Source organism: Streptomyces sp. NPDC054783 (genome assembly GCF_053611725.1).
The window spans coordinates 53,174-74,867 of sequence record NZ_JBSHAY010000006.1 but is presented as its reverse complement, the minus strand read 5'-3'; the positions used below and the strand labels follow the sequence as shown (position 1 = coordinate 74,867).

13 protein-coding genes are annotated in these 21,694 nt (G+C 70.0%); 6 read left to right on the top strand and 7 right to left on the bottom strand.

The window, feature by feature from the left end; genetic code table 11:
* The 3 genes from ACWGJ5_RS13580 (at position 1) to ACWGJ5_RS13570 (ending at position 5,481) form a co-directional block, all read left to right on the top strand.
* Positions 1–1,113: an AAA family ATPase gene (locus tag ACWGJ5_RS13580; RefSeq protein WP_453309907.1), complete on the top strand. Its 1,113-nt coding sequence runs from the start codon at positions 1–3 to the stop codon at positions 1,111–1,113.
* Positions 1,114–1,158: 45 nt separating this feature from the next.
* Positions 1,159–2,472, top strand: coding sequence for a hypothetical protein (locus ACWGJ5_RS13575; protein ID WP_453309906.1), 1,314 nt, complete (start codon positions 1,159–1,161; stop codon positions 2,470–2,472).
* 450 nt (positions 2,473–2,922) lie between these two features.
* Positions 2,923–5,481, top strand: coding sequence for a hypothetical protein (locus ACWGJ5_RS13570; protein WP_453309905.1), 2,559 nt, complete (start codon positions 2,923–2,925; stop codon positions 5,479–5,481).
* Positions 5,482–5,606: 125 nt separating this feature from the next.
* Here ACWGJ5_RS13570 and ACWGJ5_RS13565 read toward each other — a convergent pair whose 3' ends face one another.
* The 4 genes from ACWGJ5_RS13565 to ACWGJ5_RS13550 all read right to left on the bottom strand — a co-directional run bounded on the left by ACWGJ5_RS13565 (position 5,607) and on the right by ACWGJ5_RS13550 (position 10,772).
* The gene (locus tag ACWGJ5_RS13565) at positions 5,607–8,111 is read right to left on the bottom strand and encodes an Hsp70 family protein (RefSeq protein WP_453309904.1); all 2,505 of its coding nucleotides are present in this window, start codon (positions 8,109–8,111) and stop codon (positions 5,607–5,609) included.
* A 68-nt stretch (positions 8,112–8,179) separates the two neighbouring features.
* Positions 8,180–8,815, bottom strand: coding sequence for a nucleotide exchange factor GrpE (locus ACWGJ5_RS13560; RefSeq protein ID WP_453309903.1), 636 nt, complete (start codon positions 8,813–8,815; stop codon positions 8,180–8,182).
* Complete coding sequence (locus ACWGJ5_RS13555; protein ID WP_453309902.1) at positions 8,812–9,096, bottom strand: hypothetical protein; 285 nt, start codon at positions 9,094–9,096, stop codon at positions 8,812–8,814. The genes ACWGJ5_RS13560 and ACWGJ5_RS13555 overlap by 4 nt, the downstream gene beginning before the upstream one ends.
* The gene (locus ACWGJ5_RS13550) at positions 9,093–10,772 is read right to left on the bottom strand and encodes a hypothetical protein (RefSeq protein WP_453309901.1); all 1,680 of its coding nucleotides are present in this window, start codon (positions 10,770–10,772) and stop codon (positions 9,093–9,095) included. Before ACWGJ5_RS13550 ends, ACWGJ5_RS13555 begins: the two co-directional genes overlap by 4 nt.
* A 357-nt stretch (positions 10,773–11,129) precedes the next feature.
* Here ACWGJ5_RS13550 and ACWGJ5_RS13545 point away from each other — a divergent pair, with 357 nt between their 5' ends.
* Positions 11,130–12,362, top strand: coding sequence for a restriction endonuclease (locus ACWGJ5_RS13545; protein ID WP_453309900.1), 1,233 nt, complete (start codon positions 11,130–11,132; stop codon positions 12,360–12,362).
* Between the two features lie 50 nt (positions 12,363–12,412).
* On the opposite strand, the gene ACWGJ5_RS13540 is transcribed toward ACWGJ5_RS13545, so the two are convergent.
* Entirely contained in the window at positions 12,413–12,862 is a 450-nt protein-coding gene (locus tag ACWGJ5_RS13540) for an ATP-binding protein (RefSeq protein ID WP_453309899.1), read from the bottom strand.
* A gap of 156 nt (positions 12,863–13,018) precedes the next feature.
* Here ACWGJ5_RS13540 and ACWGJ5_RS13535 point away from each other — a divergent pair, with 156 nt between their 5' ends.
* Positions 13,019–13,900 (top strand): helix-turn-helix domain-containing protein, encoded by an 882-nt coding sequence (locus tag ACWGJ5_RS13535; RefSeq protein WP_453309898.1) that lies wholly within the window; start codon positions 13,019–13,021, stop codon positions 13,898–13,900.
* Positions 13,897–14,097 (top strand): DUF397 domain-containing protein, encoded by a 201-nt coding sequence (locus ACWGJ5_RS13530; protein ID WP_453309897.1) that lies wholly within the window; start codon positions 13,897–13,899, stop codon positions 14,095–14,097. The genes ACWGJ5_RS13535 and ACWGJ5_RS13530 overlap by 4 nt, the downstream gene beginning before the upstream one ends.
* 494 nt (positions 14,098–14,591) lie before the next feature.
* On the opposite strand, the gene ACWGJ5_RS13525 is transcribed toward ACWGJ5_RS13530, so the two are convergent.
* Positions 14,592–18,710 (bottom strand): Eco57I restriction-modification methylase domain-containing protein, encoded by a 4,119-nt coding sequence (locus ACWGJ5_RS13525; protein WP_453309896.1) that lies wholly within the window; start codon positions 18,708–18,710, stop codon positions 14,592–14,594.
* Positions 18,710–21,655, bottom strand: a complete 2,946-nt coding sequence (locus ACWGJ5_RS13520; RefSeq protein WP_453309895.1) for a helicase-related protein — start codon at positions 21,653–21,655, stop codon at positions 18,710–18,712. Before ACWGJ5_RS13520 ends, ACWGJ5_RS13525 begins: the two co-directional genes overlap by 1 nt.
* Positions 21,656–21,694: the final 39 nt, after the last annotated feature.

Sequence of the window (21,694 nt, the reverse complement as noted above, 5' to 3'; positions counted from 1 at the left end):
ATGACCACCGCGAACACACCCGTCCTCCACCCCGACCTCACCCCCGCCCAGCGCGACTGCCTGGACGCCCTGCCGCTGACCGGCAACCACGTCGTCAGCGGCCCGCCCGGCAGCGGCAAGAGCCTGCTCGCCGCACACCGCGCCGTCCACCTCGCCCTCACCGGCCGCCCCACCCTGCTGCTGTCCCGCTCCAACCTGCTGCGCCAGCTCCTGGGCGACACCCTCCAGGGCCTCACGGTCCCGGGCGCACCTGTCGAGGCCGCCACCGTCCACGGCTGGGTCCTGCGCCACTTCGGATACGGCGCACCACGCACCCAGGACGGCTGGTTCGACTGGGCGGCCCTCACCCAACAGGCCGCCGCCGCCCTCGGCGAGAACGAGGAGGCCACGCCGCACCTGGTCATCGACGAGGGCCAGGACCTGTCGCCGGGCTTCTACCGCATGGCCCGCCTCGCCGCCGCTTCCGTGACGGTCTTCGCCGACGAGTGCCAGCGCCTCACCGAGACGAACTCCACCCTCACCGAGATCACCGACGCCCTCGGCCGCTCCACCGGACGTGTCGAAATCTCCGGCAACCACCGGAACACCCGCGAGATCGCCTCGCTTGCCGAGCACTTCCGCACCGGCGGCGCCCGCCCCGACATCCCCTTCCGCAGCGGCACGCTGCCCGTCGTCCGCCACTACTCCGGCATCAAGGAGCTCGCCGACGACATCGCCACCATGGCGGCGAGGCACCCGAGGGACCGTATCGGAGTCATCGTCAACTCCCTGCGCACAGCCGCCGATCTTATGCGCCGCCTGGAGCGCGCCGGCCTCGCCCAAGAACCCCAGCTCTACAGTTCGGCGGCGTCCTCCGGACGCTACCGCGACCTCGACCTTGCCCGCCCCGGCGTAGTCGTCGTCCACCGGGCCAGCGCCAAGGGCCTTGACTTCGACACCGTCGTCATCGCCGACGCGGAGTCCGACTCCGCCACGGATCCCACGGAGGCGACCCTGCGCATGGCGTACTACGTCATGATCACCCGTGCCCGGCAGCGGTTGGTGCTGGGCTGGCAGGGCAGTCGGCTGCCGCGGCAGCTGGAGGGGCTGCACGGGTGGGTGCACATGCGGTGATGGCGACTGAGGCTACGAGCATGTTGGAAAACACAAGGGGAGACGATGACTGACGACCGTAAGACGACCGTGCCCGTGTGGACGCTGGCGACCGCTGACGTCCGGGTGCCGGCGGCGCTGACCGCGGGTGAGTCGATGACGGCCGAGCGCCTGGCCGAACTGCGCGGAGTGCTGGCCGTCATGGCCGACGAGCCGATCGTCACGCTTGAGGTACATCCGCTGCCCGACAAGATCGACCGCCGCCGTGGCATCCCGCTAGACGCCGCGAGCCCCTTGGCGCAGCACCTGTCGCAGTTCATGACGCAATCGACGCGCAGTTCCCTTACGGCGGCCAGGGCGACCGCCTCCGGCGAGAACCTGTATCGCATGGTGGTCCCGGCGAAGGTCGCGGCCCAGTTCGGGAAGGGGCTCGTCCGGCCGATGGTGCCGAAGGGCGCGACCGGTGGCATGTATGGCGCGCTCGTGAACACGTCGGGCAAGATCGCCGCCCAGGCGAAGTTCGTGCCGGTCGGAGGAGCGACAGCGGCGGGTGCGGTCGGAGGGGCGGGTGCGACCGCCGGTGTCGCGGCCGCCGGCGGCACGGCGCTCACCGTCGCCGCTCCGCTCGTGCTCATGGCCGTGGCGGTGGGGGTGAGCGCGCACGCCGACCGTCAACGCCAGCAGGCCATCGAGCACATCACGGAACTGCTGGAACAACTTCAGCAGGACAAGCTCGACGACGAGCACAGTGCGCTCAACGGCTGCCGTGCCGCCATCGACAAGGCCACGGCCATCCTGCTCGACGAGGGCAAGCTCGGTGTCTCACTGGGACTCGACTCGGCGGTGCACACCATCGACACGGCACTGGGCAGAGCCGACATCCGCCTGGCCCAATGGCAGAGCGCGCTCGACAGACTGCCCGAGGGCGAGGCCGTCGAACTCGCCACGTTGACCAAGTCGTTCCCCGGCATCGACGACCAGGGAGGCACGTTCCGCACCCACCTCGAACTCGCGTCCCTGGCCATCGCGCTGATGCGGCGGGTCGTCGTCCTCCAGGCCGTCGAGCACGCCCAGAGCGACCCCGACAACCCGTTCAAGAACTTCACCCGCGCACTCAAGCGCGATCAACAGCGCCTCGACGAACTGGAGTCGGGCATGGCTGGTGTCCTGGTACGCCTGTCAGCCCTGGAACTGGCACGCCCTAACGGTCTGCGACCCGTCTTCACGACCGGTGAGGTCGATCGCCTCATGAGCGCGGCACACCGGATTCACCAACTGGGCCGTGGCGTCACGGTCAGCGATCGCCCGAGGGACGTGGCGATCGAGATCGCCCGCGACAGGGACGGCTCCGTGACGGTGTTCCCCGCGCTGCCCGTGTAGGCGTGGACGCGCTCGCACTCACTTGGTGAGTGGTGCGGGTTTGCCCGAAACCTCGAGCGCGGTTGGGTTCTCTTCGCATTGTTCGGCACCGTGACCGACGGCAGGGCGGGCCGGGCTGTCTTCGCCGAGGGCCCGCGCGAGGATCTGGCGGCCTTCCTTCACCACCGGCTGCCGGCGGAGCAGTGGCCCGTTCTGCGTCGCCTGGTCAGCCCTCCATCCGCGAGGTCTGGGAGGACGCCTTCCCCGAGCTGCCCCGCCAACCGGTACACCAAGGACCTCATCGAGGCGATGAAAGCGGCGCACAATTGACGGAGCGCGCGGACTCCCTCCTGACCAAGGCGCGGGCGGACCTCCAGTCCCAACGCGGGCGGAAGCAACTCATAGCCATGGCCGACGAGAAGGCCCGCGAAGCCGCACGGTCGTCTCACGTATTCATTGGAGGACCCAGAGTTGGGGCAGATCGACACCCGTCTCATCCAGACCGAGGTCATCGGAGGCCGCGACTCGGATCAGCCGGTGATCCTCCCTGAACAGCCGCACAACCTTGACGAGTTCCTCCGTCAATTCGGGAGGGACGACTTCTGGTGCGGCACGCTTCTCGGCGGCTGTGGAGAGCCGCTGCGCCCCAAGCGGTATGTGACGAGGGTATGTCACTTCGCCCACGAAGCCGACCCGGGCCGTGGGGAATGCCACCGGACCACCCACAGCGCGGACGGCGCCGACCACTTGTTCATCAAGGCCCATGTCACTCGCTGGCTCTCGGCGCAGGGACATGCGGTCCAGGGCGAGCTGCGCAGCTTCGGGCACTGTCAGGGTGATGCCGTGGACTTCTGGCTGCGTCGTACGAAAACGCACCTCCGGTTCGAACTCCACCCGGAGGACTACCGGAGCTGGCGCAAGGCGGCGGACAGCCTGGGCGCGAAGGAAGGCCGTATCGAATGGGTCTTCGGCCGGGACGACGCGCTCGCCCGCGACACGGTGGCGCGCCGAGGCTACGCGCTGCTCGTGCGGTGCGAGACCGAGGGCAATGACCGTCGTGTGTTCATCGGCACCGTGACCGACGGCAAGAAGACCCCTTGGGCTCACCTGGAGCACTGCCGGATGACCGAAAGCGGACTCGTCACGCCCGCGCTCGAGGAGCTGCGTGCCGAGGGAGCGGTCCGCGACGACGGCATCGGCTGTGAGCCGTTTCCCAGCAGCGTGGCCCTTCCCGGCGGACAGGTCGTGTTCGCGGTGGACGCGGAAGCGGCACCCGTGTCCTCCTCGTCGTTGGACGTGCCCGGCAGGCGTCTGGTCCCTGGCTTCGTCAAGCCGGCGGGAAGCCGCATCGTCCGGGCCTGTCTGTCCCTGCCCGACACGGTGCCGGCTCCCACGGACCAGTACGTCTACCGCCTCGCGGGTTCGGTCCGGCTGCTGGTCACGGATGTCGTCGAGGGAAACGGTTCCTCGTGGGCGGTGCGGGCCGACGCCCTGGTACGGCTCAATGGCCTGGACGCGGAGCGCACCGGTCTGTGGCGTCCCAGCGTCGCGCTCGACGAGAAGCACGTCCCGGCGCCTCGCGTCGCCGGCGCTTGTGAGCGAACCCCGCTCACCGAACCCGTGCCCAGCGGGCCGAAAGCATCGGAGACCGCACCGGGACGGACAGCCGACGCGCTCAGGAAAGTGCTGGAGGAGGTCGCGGCGAAGGGCGCCACGATCACGTGGAGCGAGCTGTCCGGGCGGCTCGGCCGGTGGGTCTACGACCTGCCGAACCCCAAGCGCCAGGAACTGCTGATCGAGGTGGACAAGCCTCGCGTACCCGACCGCCCGCTGCTGAGTGTCCTGGTCGTCACCCACTTGGGCAGGCCCCTTCCGTACCTGGGCCAGGTACTGAGCCGGCTCGGGGCCGCTGAGCCGGCTTCGGAGTTCGCTCTGCAGCAGTGGGCGGCGGCCGAGGTCAAGAAGACGCATGAGGCGTACGGGAGCCGGGAGACACGCGTGTCGGCCGCTCCGCCGCCTGCTGCGAACCAGCCCTCCGTCAGGAAGCAAGCACCCTCCGAGAGCGACTTGCGTCAGGCACGTCAGAGGCGTGCGGAGATGCGGGAAAAGCTGGAGGAGGCGGCAAGGATCCGAGCTCGGACGAAGGGGACGCGTGCCCAGCGCCTGTCGGAGGCGATGCGACAAGGAGAGGCGCATCTCCGTCGGTATGAAGAAGTTCGCGCCCACAAGCGGGACCTCCGTGTGTGGCTGATGGAGGGTGACCGTGTTCTGGACCTCCTCGACCGTCTGATCGGGCGCCCGATCACCGTCACCCCGGCCAAGGCGGAGCATCGGACCGTGTCTCCCGAAGCGAAGCCGGCCAAGGCCCTCGAACCCAAGCCGGTCGAGAAGACGGATCCGAACCTCAGGAAGATCAGACGCCTGCTCGGTGAGCTGGGCCAGACCCATAGGCAACGGTCCACCCGGGACCTGCAGCGGGTGCTCGACGAGATCGGGAAGCAGTGCGACCAGTTCGCCCAGCCGCTACCGGTCGCGGAGGCCAAGCACCTCAGGCGGTGGCGGCGCGTACTGGAGGACCGGATGTCCGCCGAGCGATCCGCCCAGCCCGCGCCCGTCCCGCGGAACACGTCGTCGACGGCCGGCCGCACCGCCGAGCCACCGCAGGACGACCGCCTGCCGGCCGAGAGGATCGACAAGCTGGCCCTCACGGTCCGCGGCATCCTCGAGGAACTGGCCCGCGTCGACGGCACCCCCCTGAACTGGGGCGACCTCCGACTCAGGTCGGGCGGGCAGGTGCCGTTCCTGCACCTCGACGATCAGGTCGCATTGCTTGTCGCGGCTGACCGGGGCACACCTGCTGATGAACCGCTTTTGTCGACGCTGGTCGACAGCTCCGTCGCCGCCCCGCACCGGCTCTATCGCCAGGTGCGCCTCGGCCTCGGCCGGGAGCCCGTCCCGGATTCCGAGCTTGAGACCCATCGAGCCATGGAGGCTCTGCGGCTGCGACAGATCTGGCGTTACCGACGGTGAGCAGGCCGCACGCTTCGACCGGCGTTGTGAGCACCGCCCGGACGGACTTGCCGCTGCGTGTGGCCCGTCGGGGCGTGCGGTGCAGGGCAGAACGTGCCCTGCACCGTGCCGCATCCCGCAGCCTGTCACCGCCTGGACGGCAGAACGCTCCCGGTGGCGGAGGGGGTGCTCACCTCCGCGAACTGGCCACGGCCCTGTTCGCCGAGGCGTACGAGGCGTACCAACTGGGTGTCCTGCGCGGCCTGGTCACCACGTTCCACGGCACTGCGCAGGGCGTCGCGGGCGTCCAGGATCTCCTTGCGGAGGATCGTCGGGTATGCGTCCTGTTCGGCGAAGCGGATGGTGAGGATCGAGGTGCGGACGGCGCGGTCGAGCCCGGTCCACAGCTCCTCGGCCCGCTCCGTGGCGGCCCGCATCGCGTCGGCGTCCATGGCCCTGCGTGCGTCCATGACCGCCTCCGCCGCTTTCCGCAGGTCCTCCAGGAGCGGTGGTGGCAGCAGTCCGCGTCCGCCCCGTGCGGCGACCGTCGCCCTGGCGGAGGCACTTCGGGCCTGTACGCACAGCTCCAGGGTGTCGCGGGCCGAGTCCAGCAGGCCATCCAGGGAACGGCCCACAGGCTCCCCCTTGCTGAGGGCGTCCAGGTCAGTCAGGACCTCGGTGAGGGCGTCACGCTCGGCGGGGGTGACCTCCTGGTCCCACGTGTGCAGGAAGTCGGCGTAGCGGGCGTGGAGTTCGGCCGCCTTCCGGCCGACGGCGGTGGAGACCATGCTGCGCCGCAGCCGGGCACCGCGCCAGTCGCCAGAGCCGATGCGGTACTTCAGTTCGATGGTCCGGTCGGCGTCGAGCCGTACCTGGAGGTCGAGTGGTACGTCTCCCCGGAGTCCATCGGTGTGCTCGTCGACGAAGCCGCCGCAGAACTCGTTGCGCTGCGCCGAGCCCAGGTGTGGTCCCTCCCAGACCTGGAACCGCACTGATCTGCCGTTGCCGCCGCGCACCACGAGGTCGTCCACCCGGCGCCAATCGGTCGGGAAGGGCGTACCGCCGGGGAAGAGGAGCTCCACGGTGCCGTCCTCCAGCTCGAGTCCGAGGTGCTGTGCCGTGACCTGTTCGGCGGGAGCGGTGCCGAAGTCGCCACCGCAGAACGAGCAGGTGCTGAGACCGGCGGCGTTGACCATCCCGCAGCCGGGGCACTTCAGGCCGCCCGCGTCCAGCGGCGCGTCGCAGTCGAGGCACACAGCCGCGGAGGCGGGGTTGTCGGCACGGCCGCACTCCGGGCACTCCACGCGGGTGGCCACCGGAGCTTTCGCGCGCAGTCCGGACAGGTCTGCGCTGCACACGGGACAGGTGGCCGTGGGCTCGGGGGCGGGGACGTGGCAGACCGGGCAGTCCACGGTGGCCGTGCCGAGCAGCGAGGTGGCACAGTCCGGGCAGGCGTCGGCGGTGACGGGAATGCCCTCGGCGGTACAGGTCTCGGCGGGGCAGTCGAGGGTGCCGAAGAGAGCGGCCTCCACGGCGGCGCCGTGCGCGACGGCCATCATGGGATCCACCGTGTGCGCCACCGTCTCCTCACCGAAGAGGTCCGCCAGTTCGCGCCGGACGGCCGGGATATGGGTGGAGCCGCCGACGAGCAGGACGCGCTGGACGTCTTCCGGCAGGGCCTCGCCTTCCTTCAGCACCGACTCGACCGTCTCCCGCATCCGGCGCAGGTGCGCGGTGAGGAGCCCCTCGAAGACCGTGCGCCGCACCGCCCCGGACCAGGATCCGCCCTGGCGGCCGAGCGGAGCGAGGGTCACCTCGGAGACGTCCCGCGCGGACAGTTCGATCTTCGCGCGCTCGCCGGCGGCCCGGATCCGGAAGGCGTCTCCTTCGCCGCTGTGGTCGCGTCCTGCGAGCTGCTCGCGCAGGTGGTCGTCGAGCAGTGCGTCGAAGTCGGCGCCGCCGAGGAGGTTGTCTCCGCCCAGTTCGCTCACCGAGAAGTAACCCGGACCGATCGTCAGCAGCGACACGTCGAAGGTGCCGCCGCCCAGGTCGAAGACGAGCACGGTGGCGTAGTCCGTGGTGCCGTTCTCGCCCGCCCTGACGCCGAAGGCGTGCGCGGCGGCGGTCGGTTCCGCCACGATCCGCGCCACGTGGAAACCGGCCAGTCGTCCCGCCTCACGCACCGCGTGGATCTGTGGCTCGGCGAAGTACGCCGGCACGGTGATCACCGCACGCCGGAACGGCACCCCCGCAGTGCTCTCCGCATCCTCCTTCAGCCGGCGCAGCAGGACGGCGGAGACCTGCACGGGGGACAGGTAGTGCTCGCCGAGCCGGATCTCCACCGAGCCGTCGGCGCTCGCCCGGACCGGCGGCGCGTCGCGGGGCCGAGCCTTGAGCGCCTGCTGCACGAGTTCGTCGTCCCAGCGTCGCCCGATCAGCCGCTTGACCTCAGTGATCACGGAAGTGGGATCAGCGACACGCCAGTTGAGGGCTTCGTGCCCGACCAGCAGGGCACCCCGGGAGTCGAGTCCGACGGCCGAGGGGGTGGCCTGATCCCCGTGCCGGTTGGGCAGGACGACGGGGACGCCGTCGTGCAGCCAGGCCGTGACGGAGTTGGTGGTGCCGAGGTCGATGCCGAGAGTCCGGTGCATGGAAGGTTGCTTCCTGATCGTCGTGGGGCGTCGGACGTAAGGACGGGGGAGGTGCGGTGGCCGCCGGGTCAGCCGCGACGGGAGCGGCGTCTCCGCCCGGCCGAGGGCTTGCGCGGGAGCTTCCGCTGGGAGCGGGAGGTACGCCGTGGCTGCGCCCGCCCGCCACCGGCCGGGGGTACCTCGGAGGCCGCCGGATCCGGGCCGTCCTCGGCTGCCGGAGCCGGCTCGGATTCCGGTGCGGGGCCCGGCACCGCGATGACCACCTGTGCGGGGCGCAGGATGGACGCGCCCAGGCGGAAGCCGCTGACTACCTCCCTCAGGACGGTGCCGTCCGGGGCGGAGGCATGGGCTTCCGTGCCGACGACGCGCATCTCCGCCGGATCGAGGGCCCTTCCCGCCGCGTCCATCAAGCTGACGTCGTGCCGGGCGAACTCACCGCGCAGCATCAGGTGTGCCGCGTCGATCTGCTCGCTCAGCGCGACGGCGGCCGAGGTCGCCTCGCGGGCGGATCGCGCCTCGTGCAGGGCACCGGCCCGGCGGCGCGTGTCGGCGAGCAGGTCGTCCAGCGGCAGCAGGGAGCTCAGCAGAGTGCGCAGCCGCGTCTCGGCCTCGTCACGTTTGCGGGACAGCGCCTCGACCCGGCGCCGCAGTTTGTCGAGTTCGGTCGGCGGACCGGCGGGAGCGGCCGGGGCGGAACCGTTCACGGAAGTTCCTCGGAGTCGTGGCGGGGCAGGGGCGGGGTGAGCATTTCGGCGACGAGGGCGGCGACGGCACCGCGGGAGGCATGGTCGGCCCGGCGGATGTGCTCCTGCCTGACCGGATCCTGCCGGGCCGCGGTGAGGGCCTGCCCCACCTGTCTGCGGAGGACCGGGGGCCGGGTACCCGGCGGGCTGTCGGGGACGAGTTCGTGGAGAGTGGGGCCGAACCAGGGAATCGGGGGTGCTTCGGCGCCCCGGGCGCCCGAGGCGGGCCTGTCGACGTTCAAAAAAGAGTGTCCTGTCCGAAGTCGTAGTGGTGGCGTGGGCGGATCCGGGGAGCGGGACCGAACAGCAGTCCCTGATCGGGCAGTTCGGCACCGATCTGTTGCGCACACGCGCGGTCGCGCCGCGCTCCGCCGAGGTCGCCTTCCTCCTCGCGGGTCTGGGCGCGGCGCAGGTAGGCGGCTTGCACGGTCTGGTCGAAGCGGGCACTGACACCGGTTCGCATCAAGTCCCGCAGGAACAGCTCGATGACGTCCGACGGGGACGCCGTGGCCTGGAGATACTCGGCGAGGTCGAGCACCGCCGCCTCGTATGTCTCCCTGACCCGGTCACGGGCCGGGCCCGCGATGCCGATGGCCGTGTTCAGCAGGTCGACGCCGCGTTCCCGTCCGGCGCGAGTGCCTTCGGCTCCGGAGAACCCGGCCTCGTCGACCAGGAGGTCGACGAGCACGCTGCTGACGAGTTCCTCTCCGTGCGGGCCCTGGCCGCCGTCGTACTGGATCACGTGGCGCACGGCGGACCGAGCCGCTGCCATGTGCCCGCTGGACGCGGCGGCCACGGCCCACTCGGCATTACGATCTCTCAGCCACCTCCGGGCCGGTGCACAGTCCGGATCGCGCCGCAGCAGGTCCCGCACCGCCTCCGCGTGGATCTTCTCCTGGGGCTGCGCCCCGTCGAGCGCTCGGCGCAGGTCCCCTTTCAGATGGTCGTCGAGGCCGGACCTGGCGTCCCGGTCACCGGGCGACACGACCAGGGCCCGCGCGAAGCGGTTCCTGCTCTGCCGAGGGTCGCTGTCGAAGACCTTGCGGCCCTGCCGCACCAGCTCGGCGGTCAGCTCGGCTGCCAGCGAGCCGTCCCCGGGCAGCAGCGCGTTGGCCAGCTCCAGGCCCTGGATACGGGTGACGGGGGAGTAGTCGCGCCCGGTGCGGCTCCGCCCGACGTTGTTCCCCGCGCGGAGTACGGCCGCCCGGTCCTCGGCGCCGAGGGTGTGGCCGAGCCGCGCCGCCGTGCCGAAGTCCGCGAGCGCCCCGCTCCACTCTCCGGCCCGCACCTGGTTCCGGCCCCGTTCCGCGAGGGCCTGGGCGAGAGGGCCGGCGCACGCACGGTGGTCGGGCGGGTCCGCGGCCCAGGTGGCGGCGTCGGGGTGGCGTGCGGTGTAGGCGTTGAGGAGGGCCTCGCCGCGCTCGTGGCTCACGAGATGATGGGCGGCCTCTCCGAGCGGGATCAGGCCGTCGGGCCCGGCGTCCGAAGAGAGGACCGCAAGGACGGCACGCTCGGCCTCCCAGGCCGTCTCCCAGGCGGCGAGGGCGTCCCGGCCGCCCCGGACGTCCAGGGCGTGCAGCAGGCCGGTGATGCGCCCGAGCAGATCGCCTCGGGCCCCTTCCCAGAGCTCGTCGGGCACGGGAGCGCCGCGCCGCTCGGTGAGGAGCGCACGGAAGTCGCCGGGGTCGTCCTCGTCCAGGAGATGCGCCCACAGCACGATCGCGAGGGCCGCGGTGCCGAAGTCGGTGTGCCGCCCACCCTCTTCACCCAGTCTGCGGAGGGCGCTCACCGCGAGGGCGTGCACGACCCCCGTCGCTGCCAGGTCCAGGCTGGTGTCGGGGCACCGCCGGACCGCCTCCGGCCAGTTTCCGACCCGGGCGGCCAAGGCGGCGCGAAGGACGGCGTACCGTACCGCCATGTCCTCGGCGTCGGGCGTGCCGAACTCGTCTTGGACGCGGCGCAGAAGGGGCCTTACAACGGCGAACCTGCCGTACAGGAAAGCATGTTCGGCATCATTCAGCAGGAGGTCAACCGCGACGGCTCGGCCGGGTTCATCGGTGACGTCGACGCCCACTCGCCCGTTGCCCCCCCCTGATCCCCCAAGTGTCAAAAGCCACCGTAGATAAGTCTGTTGGCGGGGGCAACGCGCTTTTGGCGTGCTGCCTGGCCGGCCCTGGCGTGACGTCCACCGCTCTGGCCGGTACGACCGTAGCCGGTCGCCCAATGTCCGCGGCGGGACCCCTACGTCCCGCATCGGGAGTTGATGCAAGATGGCATGGTGTCAAGTCTTCGCCGAGACCCTCGCACCTCCGCTGCTGCCCGCGGCAGCGGCTGGGTGGGCAACTCGCCGGAGGCCCAACAGCTACTGACGCACCTGGCGCCCGGTGAACGGGTCGAGCTGCTGTTCACCACCCTCCGGTTCCACGGCGCACTGACCCGTCGGCGACTCCTCCTGTGGCGGGGCACCTTCAAGGTGCAACACATGGAACTGCGCCGCCCCCTCACCGTCCTGGGGAGGGGGAGTCAGTCCCGGTTCGGCGAGGCGGTCGTGCTCGACGGCCCCGAAGGCGCGATAGAGCTCAAGGCCCTGTCCGCGGCCGTCGCCCGTGCTCTGGTCGCCGCCGGCCGACAGGGCGGCGGCAACGGCCCGGCTGCTCCTCCGCGCGCCGGGCAGGGCCACCGCGGTGCCTCGGGAACGTCCGGCGCACACCGGGCGGGGGCCGGCCGGGCGTCCACACCTCCGCGTGCGGAAGAAAGCGCCGGCTCACAGGAGAGGGCGTACCACGCGAGAACCATCCGCACGTGGCAGGACGCCGAACTCGCCGCCGTCGACCACATGCGCAGCCTCGGCTTCATCGACGCGCGGGTGACGGGCGCCGGCGCGGACGGGGGCGTCGACGTGATCGCTCGGGACGCCATCGCGCAGGTGAAGCACTACAGCCAGCCGATCGGTGTCGGCCCAGTCCGAGAACTGCGTGGAGTGGCGGACTCGCACCACCGCCTGCTGTTCTACGCGTCCGGCGGCTATACGGCCAAGGCCCGGCAGTTCGCCGACGAGAAAAGCGTCGCGCTCTTCTCCATCCAGGCGCTCGGGCACATCACTCCACTGAACGCGACAGCGGCGCGCCTGTCCGCTCGCCCGGCGCCGACCGCGGGACGGAGTCAGACGACTCCCAACTGGCGACGAGCGGCTTCGGGCCCCGGCCAGGCGCCGAACCCACGCGCGGCTCAGCGTGCCGCCGAGCTGGAAGCCCAGCGGCAGACCGTGCTCCGCCTGATCACTCGCGTCCGTGCGCACACGAGTGAGGTCCACGCGCTGCCGTCCAACCGGTACACCAAGGACCTCATCAAGGCACTGAAAGCGGCGCACAAGCTGATCGAGCGGGCGGACTCCCTCCTGGCCAGGTCGCGGGCGGACTTCCAGACCCACCGCGGGCGGAAGCAGCTCATCGCCATGGCCGACGAGAAGGCCCGCGAAGCAGCCCTCAAACTGGGAATGCGCGCCTGACGGGCCAGGCAGGCACCTCACGAAGCGCGGCCTCGCTCCCGCCGACGTGATCACGCGACGGTGTCGATCAGCTCGGCCCGGACGGTCTTGCCGCTGGGTGGAAAGGGGAGTGTCTCCCAGTGGTCGGCGACCGCGGCGACGAGTGAGAGGCCGCGCCCGTCGGGGTGGAGCGCGTTGCCGGGTGCGGCGCTCGTGGGGCGATCCTGCGGCCACCTGTCGCCACGCGCGTCGGTGACGTCGATGCATAGGCGGCCGGGCGCGGCGTCGAACACGAGGGTCAGGCGAAAGCTGCGACCGGGCAGGTGGCCGTGGAGTACCGCGTTGGCGGCAAGCTCCGCCACGACGATCTCGGCACGCTCCGTGAGGTCCTGCGGGGTGCCCCAGGAGCGCAGCTGGCTCACGCAGAGCAGTCGGGCGAGCCGGGCACCGCGCCGCGTGGACGACAGCAGCTGAGTGAAGGTGACTGGTGAGGTGGCGAGTTGGGGAGAGGGTTGCTGCATGGCGCCAGCGTGACGGTCGGGTGTGACCGAATGCGAGCGCCGATCCCCGTACGCGGAGTGAGCGTACGGGTGCGTGGAGTGGACAGTACGCGTGTCCAGACGTCACGCTGAGTGTTGAAGTGTGCGGGCCCGAGGGGCTGGAGAGAGGGGCGGCGGATGGACATCGTCGAAGCGGAGGCGGCCGAGGGTGTCAGCGCCCGGACGGTTCCGGCGGGGGAGGGGGAGCGGGAGCCTCATCCGTCGGACAGTCTGCGCACGTTCGGCGCAGTCGTCCAGGCGTTACGCGAGCACGCGGGGCTCAGTCGGGAGGAGCTTGCGGCTGTCGTTCAGTACTCCAAGCACACGGTGGAGTCGGTGGAGTTGGGGCGCCGGATGCCGGATGAGGCGTTCGTGGAGCGTGCGGAGGAGGCGCTGGGGAACACCGGCGCGCTGCGGAGGGCTGCGCGCCATTTGAGTCGGGGCGAGGTGGGCCTTGCGGCATGGTTCCGGCGGTGGGCGCGGCTGGAGCGGGAGGCGGTGAGTCTGTGCACGTACGAGTGCCGGCTGGTGCCGGGGTTGTTGCAGTCGGAGGGGTATGCGCGGGCGGTGTTCGAGGGCACGATCCCGCTGCGGACGGATGCGGAGCTTGAGGCGCAGCTTGCGGCGCGGATGGAGCGGCAGGCGATGATGCGTGAGCGGCCGACTGTGCCGTTCAGCTTCATCGTGGAGGAGCATGTGTTCCGGCGGCGGTTTGGCGATGTCGAGGCGATGCGTGAGCTGCTTGACCAGGTGCTGGAACGCAGCGCTCCGCGTAACGTGACGCTGCAAGTGGTTCCGCTGGAAGCTGGGTTGCACGCGTGTCTGGATGGACCGGTGCGGATCTTGGAGACCCCTGCGGGGCAGCGGCTCGGGTATTCCGAAGGGCAGAAGAACGGGCGGCTGATCTCCGACGTGAAAGAGGTGAGTGCGCTCTGCCAACGCTATGAAACACTGCGCTCGCAGGCTCTGAGTCCCAGTGAATCCCGGGCCTTGCTGGAGCAACTCCGAGGAGAGCTATGAGCGGCAGTACGACGGATCTCGCCTGGTTCAAGTCCAGCTACAGCGGCAGTGAGGGTGACGACTGCGTGGAGATCGCGATCGCCGAACAGGCTGTTCATGTACGAGACTCCAAGGACCTGGCCCGCCCGCCCTTCGCCGTGGGCCGCGAGGGCTGGGCGCCCTTCGTGAGGTTCGTATCGGGAGCCTCGGGGGCGTAACCGAGCGAAGCACGGTTGATGAAGCGGTCGCCGAGGTCGGGTGTCGACTTCGGCGCGGCCTTCTGTGGTGTGAGCTTCGCGGCCGTCTTCTTGCCGCTTGCCCGCGCCGCTGGACCCGCCTTCGCTTTGGCGGCGCTCATGGCTGCCGGTGTGCCGCGTGCCTCGAACTTCTTCCGCAGCAGCGAGAGCTGCTCGCGTTCCTTGACGGTCTGCTCGGCGGGCAGAGCGTTGACCAGGGCCCGGGCGCGGCTGAGCATGTAGCGCGCCTGGGCCCAGCGCTTGGCGTTGATCGCCGTGCGTATCAGCCCGAGAGACTGCTGCAACGCCTTGACTTTCGCCGCCTGCCGCCGGGGCATCGGGAACTCGGCCCCGTTGCCCCGGCGTTGCCCGGCGGCACGCGTCCCCCAGTCCGCGCCCGACGTCAAGACGACGGCCGAGCGCGGGTTGCTGGTCTGGCTTCGACGTACCACGGGGTGTTCGGTTCCTCGGTGGGATCAGGCGTGGCGGGGACCCTGGCCGGGGGGCGGGGTGAGGGTGGAGCGGTAGGTGCCGGACTCGCCCTCGGTCAGCGGGTTCTCCAGGGTGAGGCCGGCGGCGGCCATGCGGTCGTATTCGGCGAGGATCAGGTTCTTGGTGCGGTACTCGCCGTGCGCCTTGATGTCGTTGTCGCGGGTGACGTTGAAGGTGTCCAGGATGTAGGCCGTGTCGTCGCGGGTGATGCCGTAGAGGTGGAAGAAGAGGGCGTCTAGCTCGGCGCGGATGACGGCGCGGCGGTCCTCGTCCCAGAGGAAAGGAGCGCCGACGTCGCCGAGGTCGCGGGCGAACGCTCTCATGTCGTGTGCGGTGTAGGTGAGTTCGAGGACATGAGGGGTGATGAAGCCAGAGTGGGGAATGACTTGTTCGGGTGCGATGACTGGTAGTTGGTAGACCGTGAAGAACTTGAGATGGGTACCGCCGACCTTCTGGCGTGCAGTGAAGTCGAGAACGAAGGAAGAAAGGCATGCCAAGAGCCCATCGACTGGATCCGCATGGGGCAGCATGAGCAGGGTGCCGTCCGGCACGGCGACTCGTGGAAAAGTGAAGTCGATCATTGTCCGCTCATTGCCCGTGTTCGTGATGTCCCGCCATCCAAGCAGCCAATCCCGGTCCCACCTCCTCCTGGCCAGGCGCGTGGTGACGCCAGCTTCCTTGATCTCCTCGCCGGTCTTGTCGAACTTACCTGTCGGCACATCCTGTTCCGGGACCCAATACCGAGGAAGAGGCAGAGCAGATGCGTCTTGGTGTTGATCCAGGGTGAGGCGGGGGAGAGTGCCCACTGCCAGTTGCTTCTCCGTGGCGTTCTCATAAGTGGAGAAGCGATGGTCGTAGTGGTGGAGCATCTTCGCCTCGTAAAGAGGGAGCAGCCGTTCGGCGCCGCGGATTAGGACATTGCCGTCGAGATGCCAGCCACTGTTGAGGAGATCATCGAAGGTCTCGCCGCTCTGGGCGTTGGGGCGGAAGAGGTGTGACTCATGCGACATGTGGAACATCGTCATGAACGACAACCCCCAGGGATTGCCGTCAGGCTCCTTCGTCTCGTCATTCAGGACCGGGACGCGGCGGTAGATGCCGAGGGTGATCTCGGCGTCACGGCGGCTGCGGAAGACAGGGCAGGTGCCGGTGTTCGGGTTAAGGAGCTGGATGTCACGGCCAGACAGGGTGTAGGAACGCTCGGCGATCTGTTCGACCTGGCGGACTCGGAAAGCGATGGAGATGGGGGTGTCCGGGGAGCCGGAGCCCTGCATGCAGAACAGGAGGAACGGCCGGTCATGATGAACGGCAGGGAAGATCCGTTCCTCATTTTCGAAGCCATAGATGGCCGTAAGATGGCCTTTGGTGACCAGATCCTTGAAGAAGTACTGCGTACGTGCGTCTGTCGCGATACCGGTCGGGATGATGACGCCAGTGCGCCCGCGAGTAGAGGTGAGGATACGGTCGCCCTCGGCGAATAGTGCGTAGAGATTGAGATTTCCCTGTCCGGTCAGGGGGTAGCGGCTTGAAGCGCGCCAGAAGTGACTCTCGCCGTAGACCTTGCGCTTGGCAGACTCGTAGTCGCTGTACAACTGGGCGGTGTCCGGGTTGTCCTTGAGTTCCCGGATCTTCTTCTTGCGGGCAGCCGTGTTGTTGGTCGCTGCGATCTCCGGAGCACGCACCGCGAAGAACTCGGTCTCCGGAAGGTTCACACTGTCCCACGGCGGATTTCCCACTACCGCGTCGAACCCGCCAGCCCAGCCCGTACCCCGCTGAACCCCAACGCCCGACTCTGGAACGAAAAAGACCTCCGGAAACTCCAGGTGCCAGTGGAAGAAGCGGTACTGGCGCCGCAGCCGCAGGATCTCGGCATGCGTGGCATCCGGCACAGCCAACTGGTCACGACCCCGCAGCGCACGAAACACCTGGTCGGTAGGCGCCTCCGGCGCACCCTCGTGCTTGGGCCAAACAAACGCGGCGCACCATGCGTCGGCGGCATGCAGGTCGTGCACATAGGCAGCCGACTCCGAGTAAGCCCGGTATGCAGACTCCTGCGCCCGCACCTGCTTCAGGGAATCCGCGGGTGCAGCGGTGATCCGAGCGAGTTCGGCGGCGTACTGCTCGTTCCCCGGCAGGGGTTCCGCATCGAACAGAAGCTCATCCTGCCCGCCCCGCTGGGCCTTGTTGCGCTTTACGAGTCCGGCCGCGTACTTCCGGTCGTCACCCTCGATCGGCTTGAAGGCGTCGTCCGGGACACCCTCAGCCAGCAGCTTGGGCGTCGAGCCGATCAGGCCATTCCCGTGCTTGACATGGGCGTCCAGGAAGCCGAGCGGCTTGCCGGGCTCCATGGCCTCGATCCACAGCGAGACCTTGGCCAGCTCCACAGCCATGGGGTTGAGGTCGACGCCGTAGATGCAGCGTGCGACGACCTCATGCAACGCGTGACGCATGGCGTCGACCGTCGGCTCAGGGTTGCGCTCACGTACGGACGCGACCCGCTTGGCGATGCGGCGGGCCGACGCGACCAGAAAGTGCCCCGACCCACAGGCAGGGTCACAGATTGTCAAAGACAACAGCTCGTCGACGATGTCATCGGCCGGGTCGGGGCGGCCAGCCTCGGTGGCCCGCTGCTCGCCCCGCTTGACGGCGTCGTCTATGACGGGGTCGAGCGTCGTGTCCAGCAGGCACTCGATCAGCGAAGACGGGGTGTAGTAACTACCCGTCGTCTTACGGCTGTTGCCCGCCACCTCGATCAGCTCGAAGTTGCGGTCCGTCGCCGAATGCTTCGGCTCCAGCTCCAGCAGGGACTCGTAGACCGAGCCCAGTTCCTCGGCGTCCAGGTGGCGGTAGTCGACCGCGCGCCAGCGCCGCGCGCCCGGGTCACGAACCTGGGCCAGGTGTCGGACGGCAGCGAGTAGCGACTCATTGGACAGCTTCAGGCCGTCGAGCGGCGCGTCGGCCTCCTTGTGGGAGAACAGGCCACCGAGGCCCGGCAGGCCCAGCTCCTGACGACCACCCTCCGTACCCAGGGCGTCGAGGACGATCCGCAGAGCCTCGTACTGGTCACCATGAGCCGTGCCCTGACGCCGCCGGGCCCGCTCACGCAACCGGGCAGAGGAGAAGTAGCGCTCGTACGCCTCCCGTTGCCGCTCGTCGGCCTCCGGGTCGAGCAGGGCCTCCCGGTCCTCGGCGACGAAGACGAACAGCAGTCGGTACACCAAACGCAACAACGCATCCCGAAGCGCCTTCGGGTCGGTGTTCTCCCGCAGCCGGACATTCTCCGGATGCCGAAGGAACCCCGTACCGAGCACGGTCAGCGCGTTCTGCACCCCCAGCCGCAGCTGATCCAGGGCCCGCGCCCCCGAAGTGACAGCCTCCGCACGCCACTTCTCCAGCCAGCACGCCGAAGCCGCCGCCCCCTCCGCCACCGCGAACCGCGACGCGTGCAGCAAGCTGTACAGCAGCACGAACTCGCTGAACAGCTCGCCGTCGAAGATGGCTTCCAGGTCGAAGTCGACGTAGGCCGCGGTGGAGAAGGACGACGAGTCGCGCAGCAGACGCAGGTGGCGGCCGTTGGTGAGGACCGCCCACAGGTGGGCCTCGGTGCGGTTGAGGCAGTCCTGGAGCATGGACTGGGCCGGTACCTGGCCGGGGGCCGGTCGCTTGTCCAGCTCCTGGTTCCACGGCAACAAATGAACCAGCGCCGGGCCGTGGCGGTGGGACACCGGGAAGCGCTTCTCCGGGTCGGAGTCGGCCGCGATGCCCGCCCCGCCGACCTCCGTCAGCGCACCGAAGTCCAGCTTGCGGAACAGCTGGGAGAGCCAGTCGGTGCCGGCCCGGCCGGTCGGGTCGGCGGCGGGCGCTCCGGTCACAGGGTCGGAGGGCAGGGCCGCGCGCAGGTCGCGCCAGAGGGGCTTGAGGTACTCCCAGGCGCGTTCGGCCTCGTCGCGCACGGGGACCGAGGCGGGCAGGCCGTAGTCGGCGGACTTGGTGCCCGGCAGGTTCCGCGCCTCGGCGATGCGCAGCAGCATGTCGGCGGGGAGCAGGCCGCCGACCGTGGTGACGGCGGTGAAGGCCAGGGCGGTGCGGGTGGCGGCGGGCATCAGGCTTCGGCTCCGGTGACGGTGGAAACGGGCTGCTGCGGCAGGTAGACGTACACACCGAGGACGTCGGCGGGCTCCTGCGGGACGACCTTCAGGCCACGGACGATCTCCTCGTTGGCCTTGCGCACCCGGCGGTGCGAGGCGTCGAGTTCGGCGGCCAGGCGTGTGCCGTACTCGGTGAGGTGCGCGGACAGGTCCGGCAGACCGTCCAGGGCGCGGGTGATCTGGTTGCGGGCGAGCTGCTCGTGGGTGTTGGCACTGGCCCGAGCGGAGAGGAGCGCGGCGGCCTTGTCGTCGTCCAGCCAGCGGGCGCGCGCCGGCATGCCCTCGTAGGCGAGCAGCCGGGCGTCCTCCGCCACCACCTGCCGCTCGCCCGTGCGGGACGGCAGGGTGAGGTGGAAGCGGTAGCGGACCAGCAGGAGCGTCGTGCGGATGCCGACCGCGTCCGTGGTGACCACACCGCAGCGGCGGGCCGGGCGGGGGCCGGGGGTGTTCGCGTCGAGCGCCGAGTCCAGGACGTACGAGGCGATGGCGCCGATCGCCGGGTCGGTGCGCACCAGGGCGGCCTCACCGCGGCCGATCGCCGGTGTCGTACGGAACGGGATCTGCCGGTCCTCCTCGATCAGCCGTCCGCCGAGCGTGGCGGCGAGCGCGTCGCGCAGACCGGCGGGGGCGCCGCCGGCCTGCGCGGTGAAGTCGCCGTTGCCGTCGCGTGGTTCGAGGACCAGGGCGTCCAGGTCGCGCAGCGCCTCCAGGGCGAAACCGCGGACCTCGTCGGCGCCGCCGAGCGCGGCCCGTACGGCGGCGACCTCGCGGGCCACCTCCTCCGGGTGGATGGCACGCTGGGCGTACTTGGAGCGGGAGGTCTTCTCCCGCTCGGCGGCCGAGTTCCACTCGCGCTCGATGCGCTCGAAGGACTCCTGGTGGGTGTCCAGCTCGAACAGGCTCTCCTGGCTGCCCTGCCGTCCGTGCAGCAGCAGCCACTCCACCACGGCGTCGGTGACGCCGGAGGCGGTCTCGTCGGGGACGGAGACGGAGATGCCCAGGTCCTTCTTGATCTGCCGGTGCTTCTGGAACAGCACCTCCAGGACCTTGCCGTCGATGCCGTTGTCCTCGCCGAACATGGTGATGACCCGGACCTGGTCGCGCTTTTGGCCGTAGCGGTCGACGCGGCCCTCACGCTGGTCGTGGCGGGTCGGGTTCCAGGCCAGGTCGTAGTGGACGACGGCGTCGAAGTGGTGCTGGAGGTTGACACCCTCGGAGAGGCAGTCGGTGGCGATCAGAACGCGGCGCGCGGCCGGGTCGCCGTCCTCGGCGGACTCGGCGGCGAGCAGCTCGATGCGCTCCAGACGCTGCTGCGGGGAGAGGGTGCCGGTCACCGCGGCGATCTTCGTCTTCTTGCCGAGCTTGCCGTCGAGCTGCTCGGCGAGGTACTCGGCGGTGGGGATGTACCGGCAGAAGACGATCGGGTGGTAGCCCTCCGCGATCAGCTTCTTCAGGTGCCCGGTGAGCGCCTTCAGCTTCGCGTCCTCGGCCGGTCCCACCAACTGCGCGGCCCGCTGGGCGAGATCGAGCAGACGGGCGCCCGCATCCTCCGTCTCGGCGGCGCCCGGCGCGACGTCCATGCCCTCCAGCCGGTCGTTGTCCGCGGAGTCGGAGGCCACCGGGGCGCCCAGCACGTCCGCCTCGTGCGCGGTGCGGGCCGTGGCGGACTCGGATCGGGTCTTCAGGGTCTGCGCGGCGGCCGCCGGCGAGGAAACCATCGAGCGCAGCAGCGCGATCACTGACCACCAGGCGATACGCGCCTCCCGCCTGCCCTGCGCGTCCGCCGCCCGGACACGGTCCCTGGCATAGGCGATGGCGTCGTCGAGCAGCGCCCGGTAGGCGGGGGTGAGCCGATACTTCTCGTCCCTCGTCCAGCGGTCGGACGGGAACGCGGTCCGCTCGGCCAGGGAGTCGTCGGCGAGACCGTCCTCCTTGGTGAGATATTCGCGCACGTCCGCGCGTTTGCGGGCGACGAAGTGTTCGGCCAGCCGTGCCCGGCCCGCCGCCGACTCCAGGTCGAGGTGCGCCAGTTCGGGCCGCACCAGGCCGAGCAGATTGCGGAACGCGGACTCCTTACCGGAGTGCGGGGTCGCGGTCAGCAGCAGCAGGTGTCGGTCCGCGTCGGAGGAGACCCTGCGCAGCAGCTCGTAGCGGAGCTGGTTCGAAGCCGACGACGCGGCACCCTGCGCCGCGTCGTCGGCGGCCACGCACGTGTGGGCCTCGTCGACGATCACCAGGTCCGGGCAGTGCCGTACGAAGTCCTCGCGGTGCCGGGTCGACTTGATGAAGTCCGTCGAGATAATCGTGAACGGGTGCTTGTCGAACAGGGACTGGCCCAGTTCCAGACCGCGCTCCAGGCGCGACACCGTGGAGGCCAGGACCAGTTCGGCGTCGATGCCGAACTTCTCCCGCAGCTCGCCCTGCCACTGCTCGGCCAGTGCCGGGGAGCACAGCACGGCCAGCCGGGTCGCCTCGCCCTGAGCCAGGAGCTCCTTGGCGATCAGGCCCGCCTCGACCGTCTTGCCGATACCGACGTCGTCCGAGATCAGCAGCCGCACGGTGCGCTGCCGTAGCGCCATCAGCAGCGGGACCAGCTGGTAGGCGCGGGGTTCCACCGCGATCGACGCCAGGGAGCGGAACGGGCCCGCACCCGACCGGAACCCGATGCGCAGCGCGGTGCGCAGCAGACCGGCGGCACGCTGGTCGCCCAGGTCGGCCGGGCTCGGCGCCGCGAACTCGGCGGGACGCACGTCCTCGAAGGCGGGGAAGACGGCCGCGATGTCGTCCTCGCTCCCGCCCAGCGGGCGCAGCACCAGCATGTCGGCGGCGCTCTCGGGCAGCACCACCCATTCCCGGCCACGGGCGGCGACCAGCGAGCCGGCTGTGTACGTGAGGCTCATGGGATGTCTCAGTTCCTAGAGGTCGAGAGAGGGGGCGAG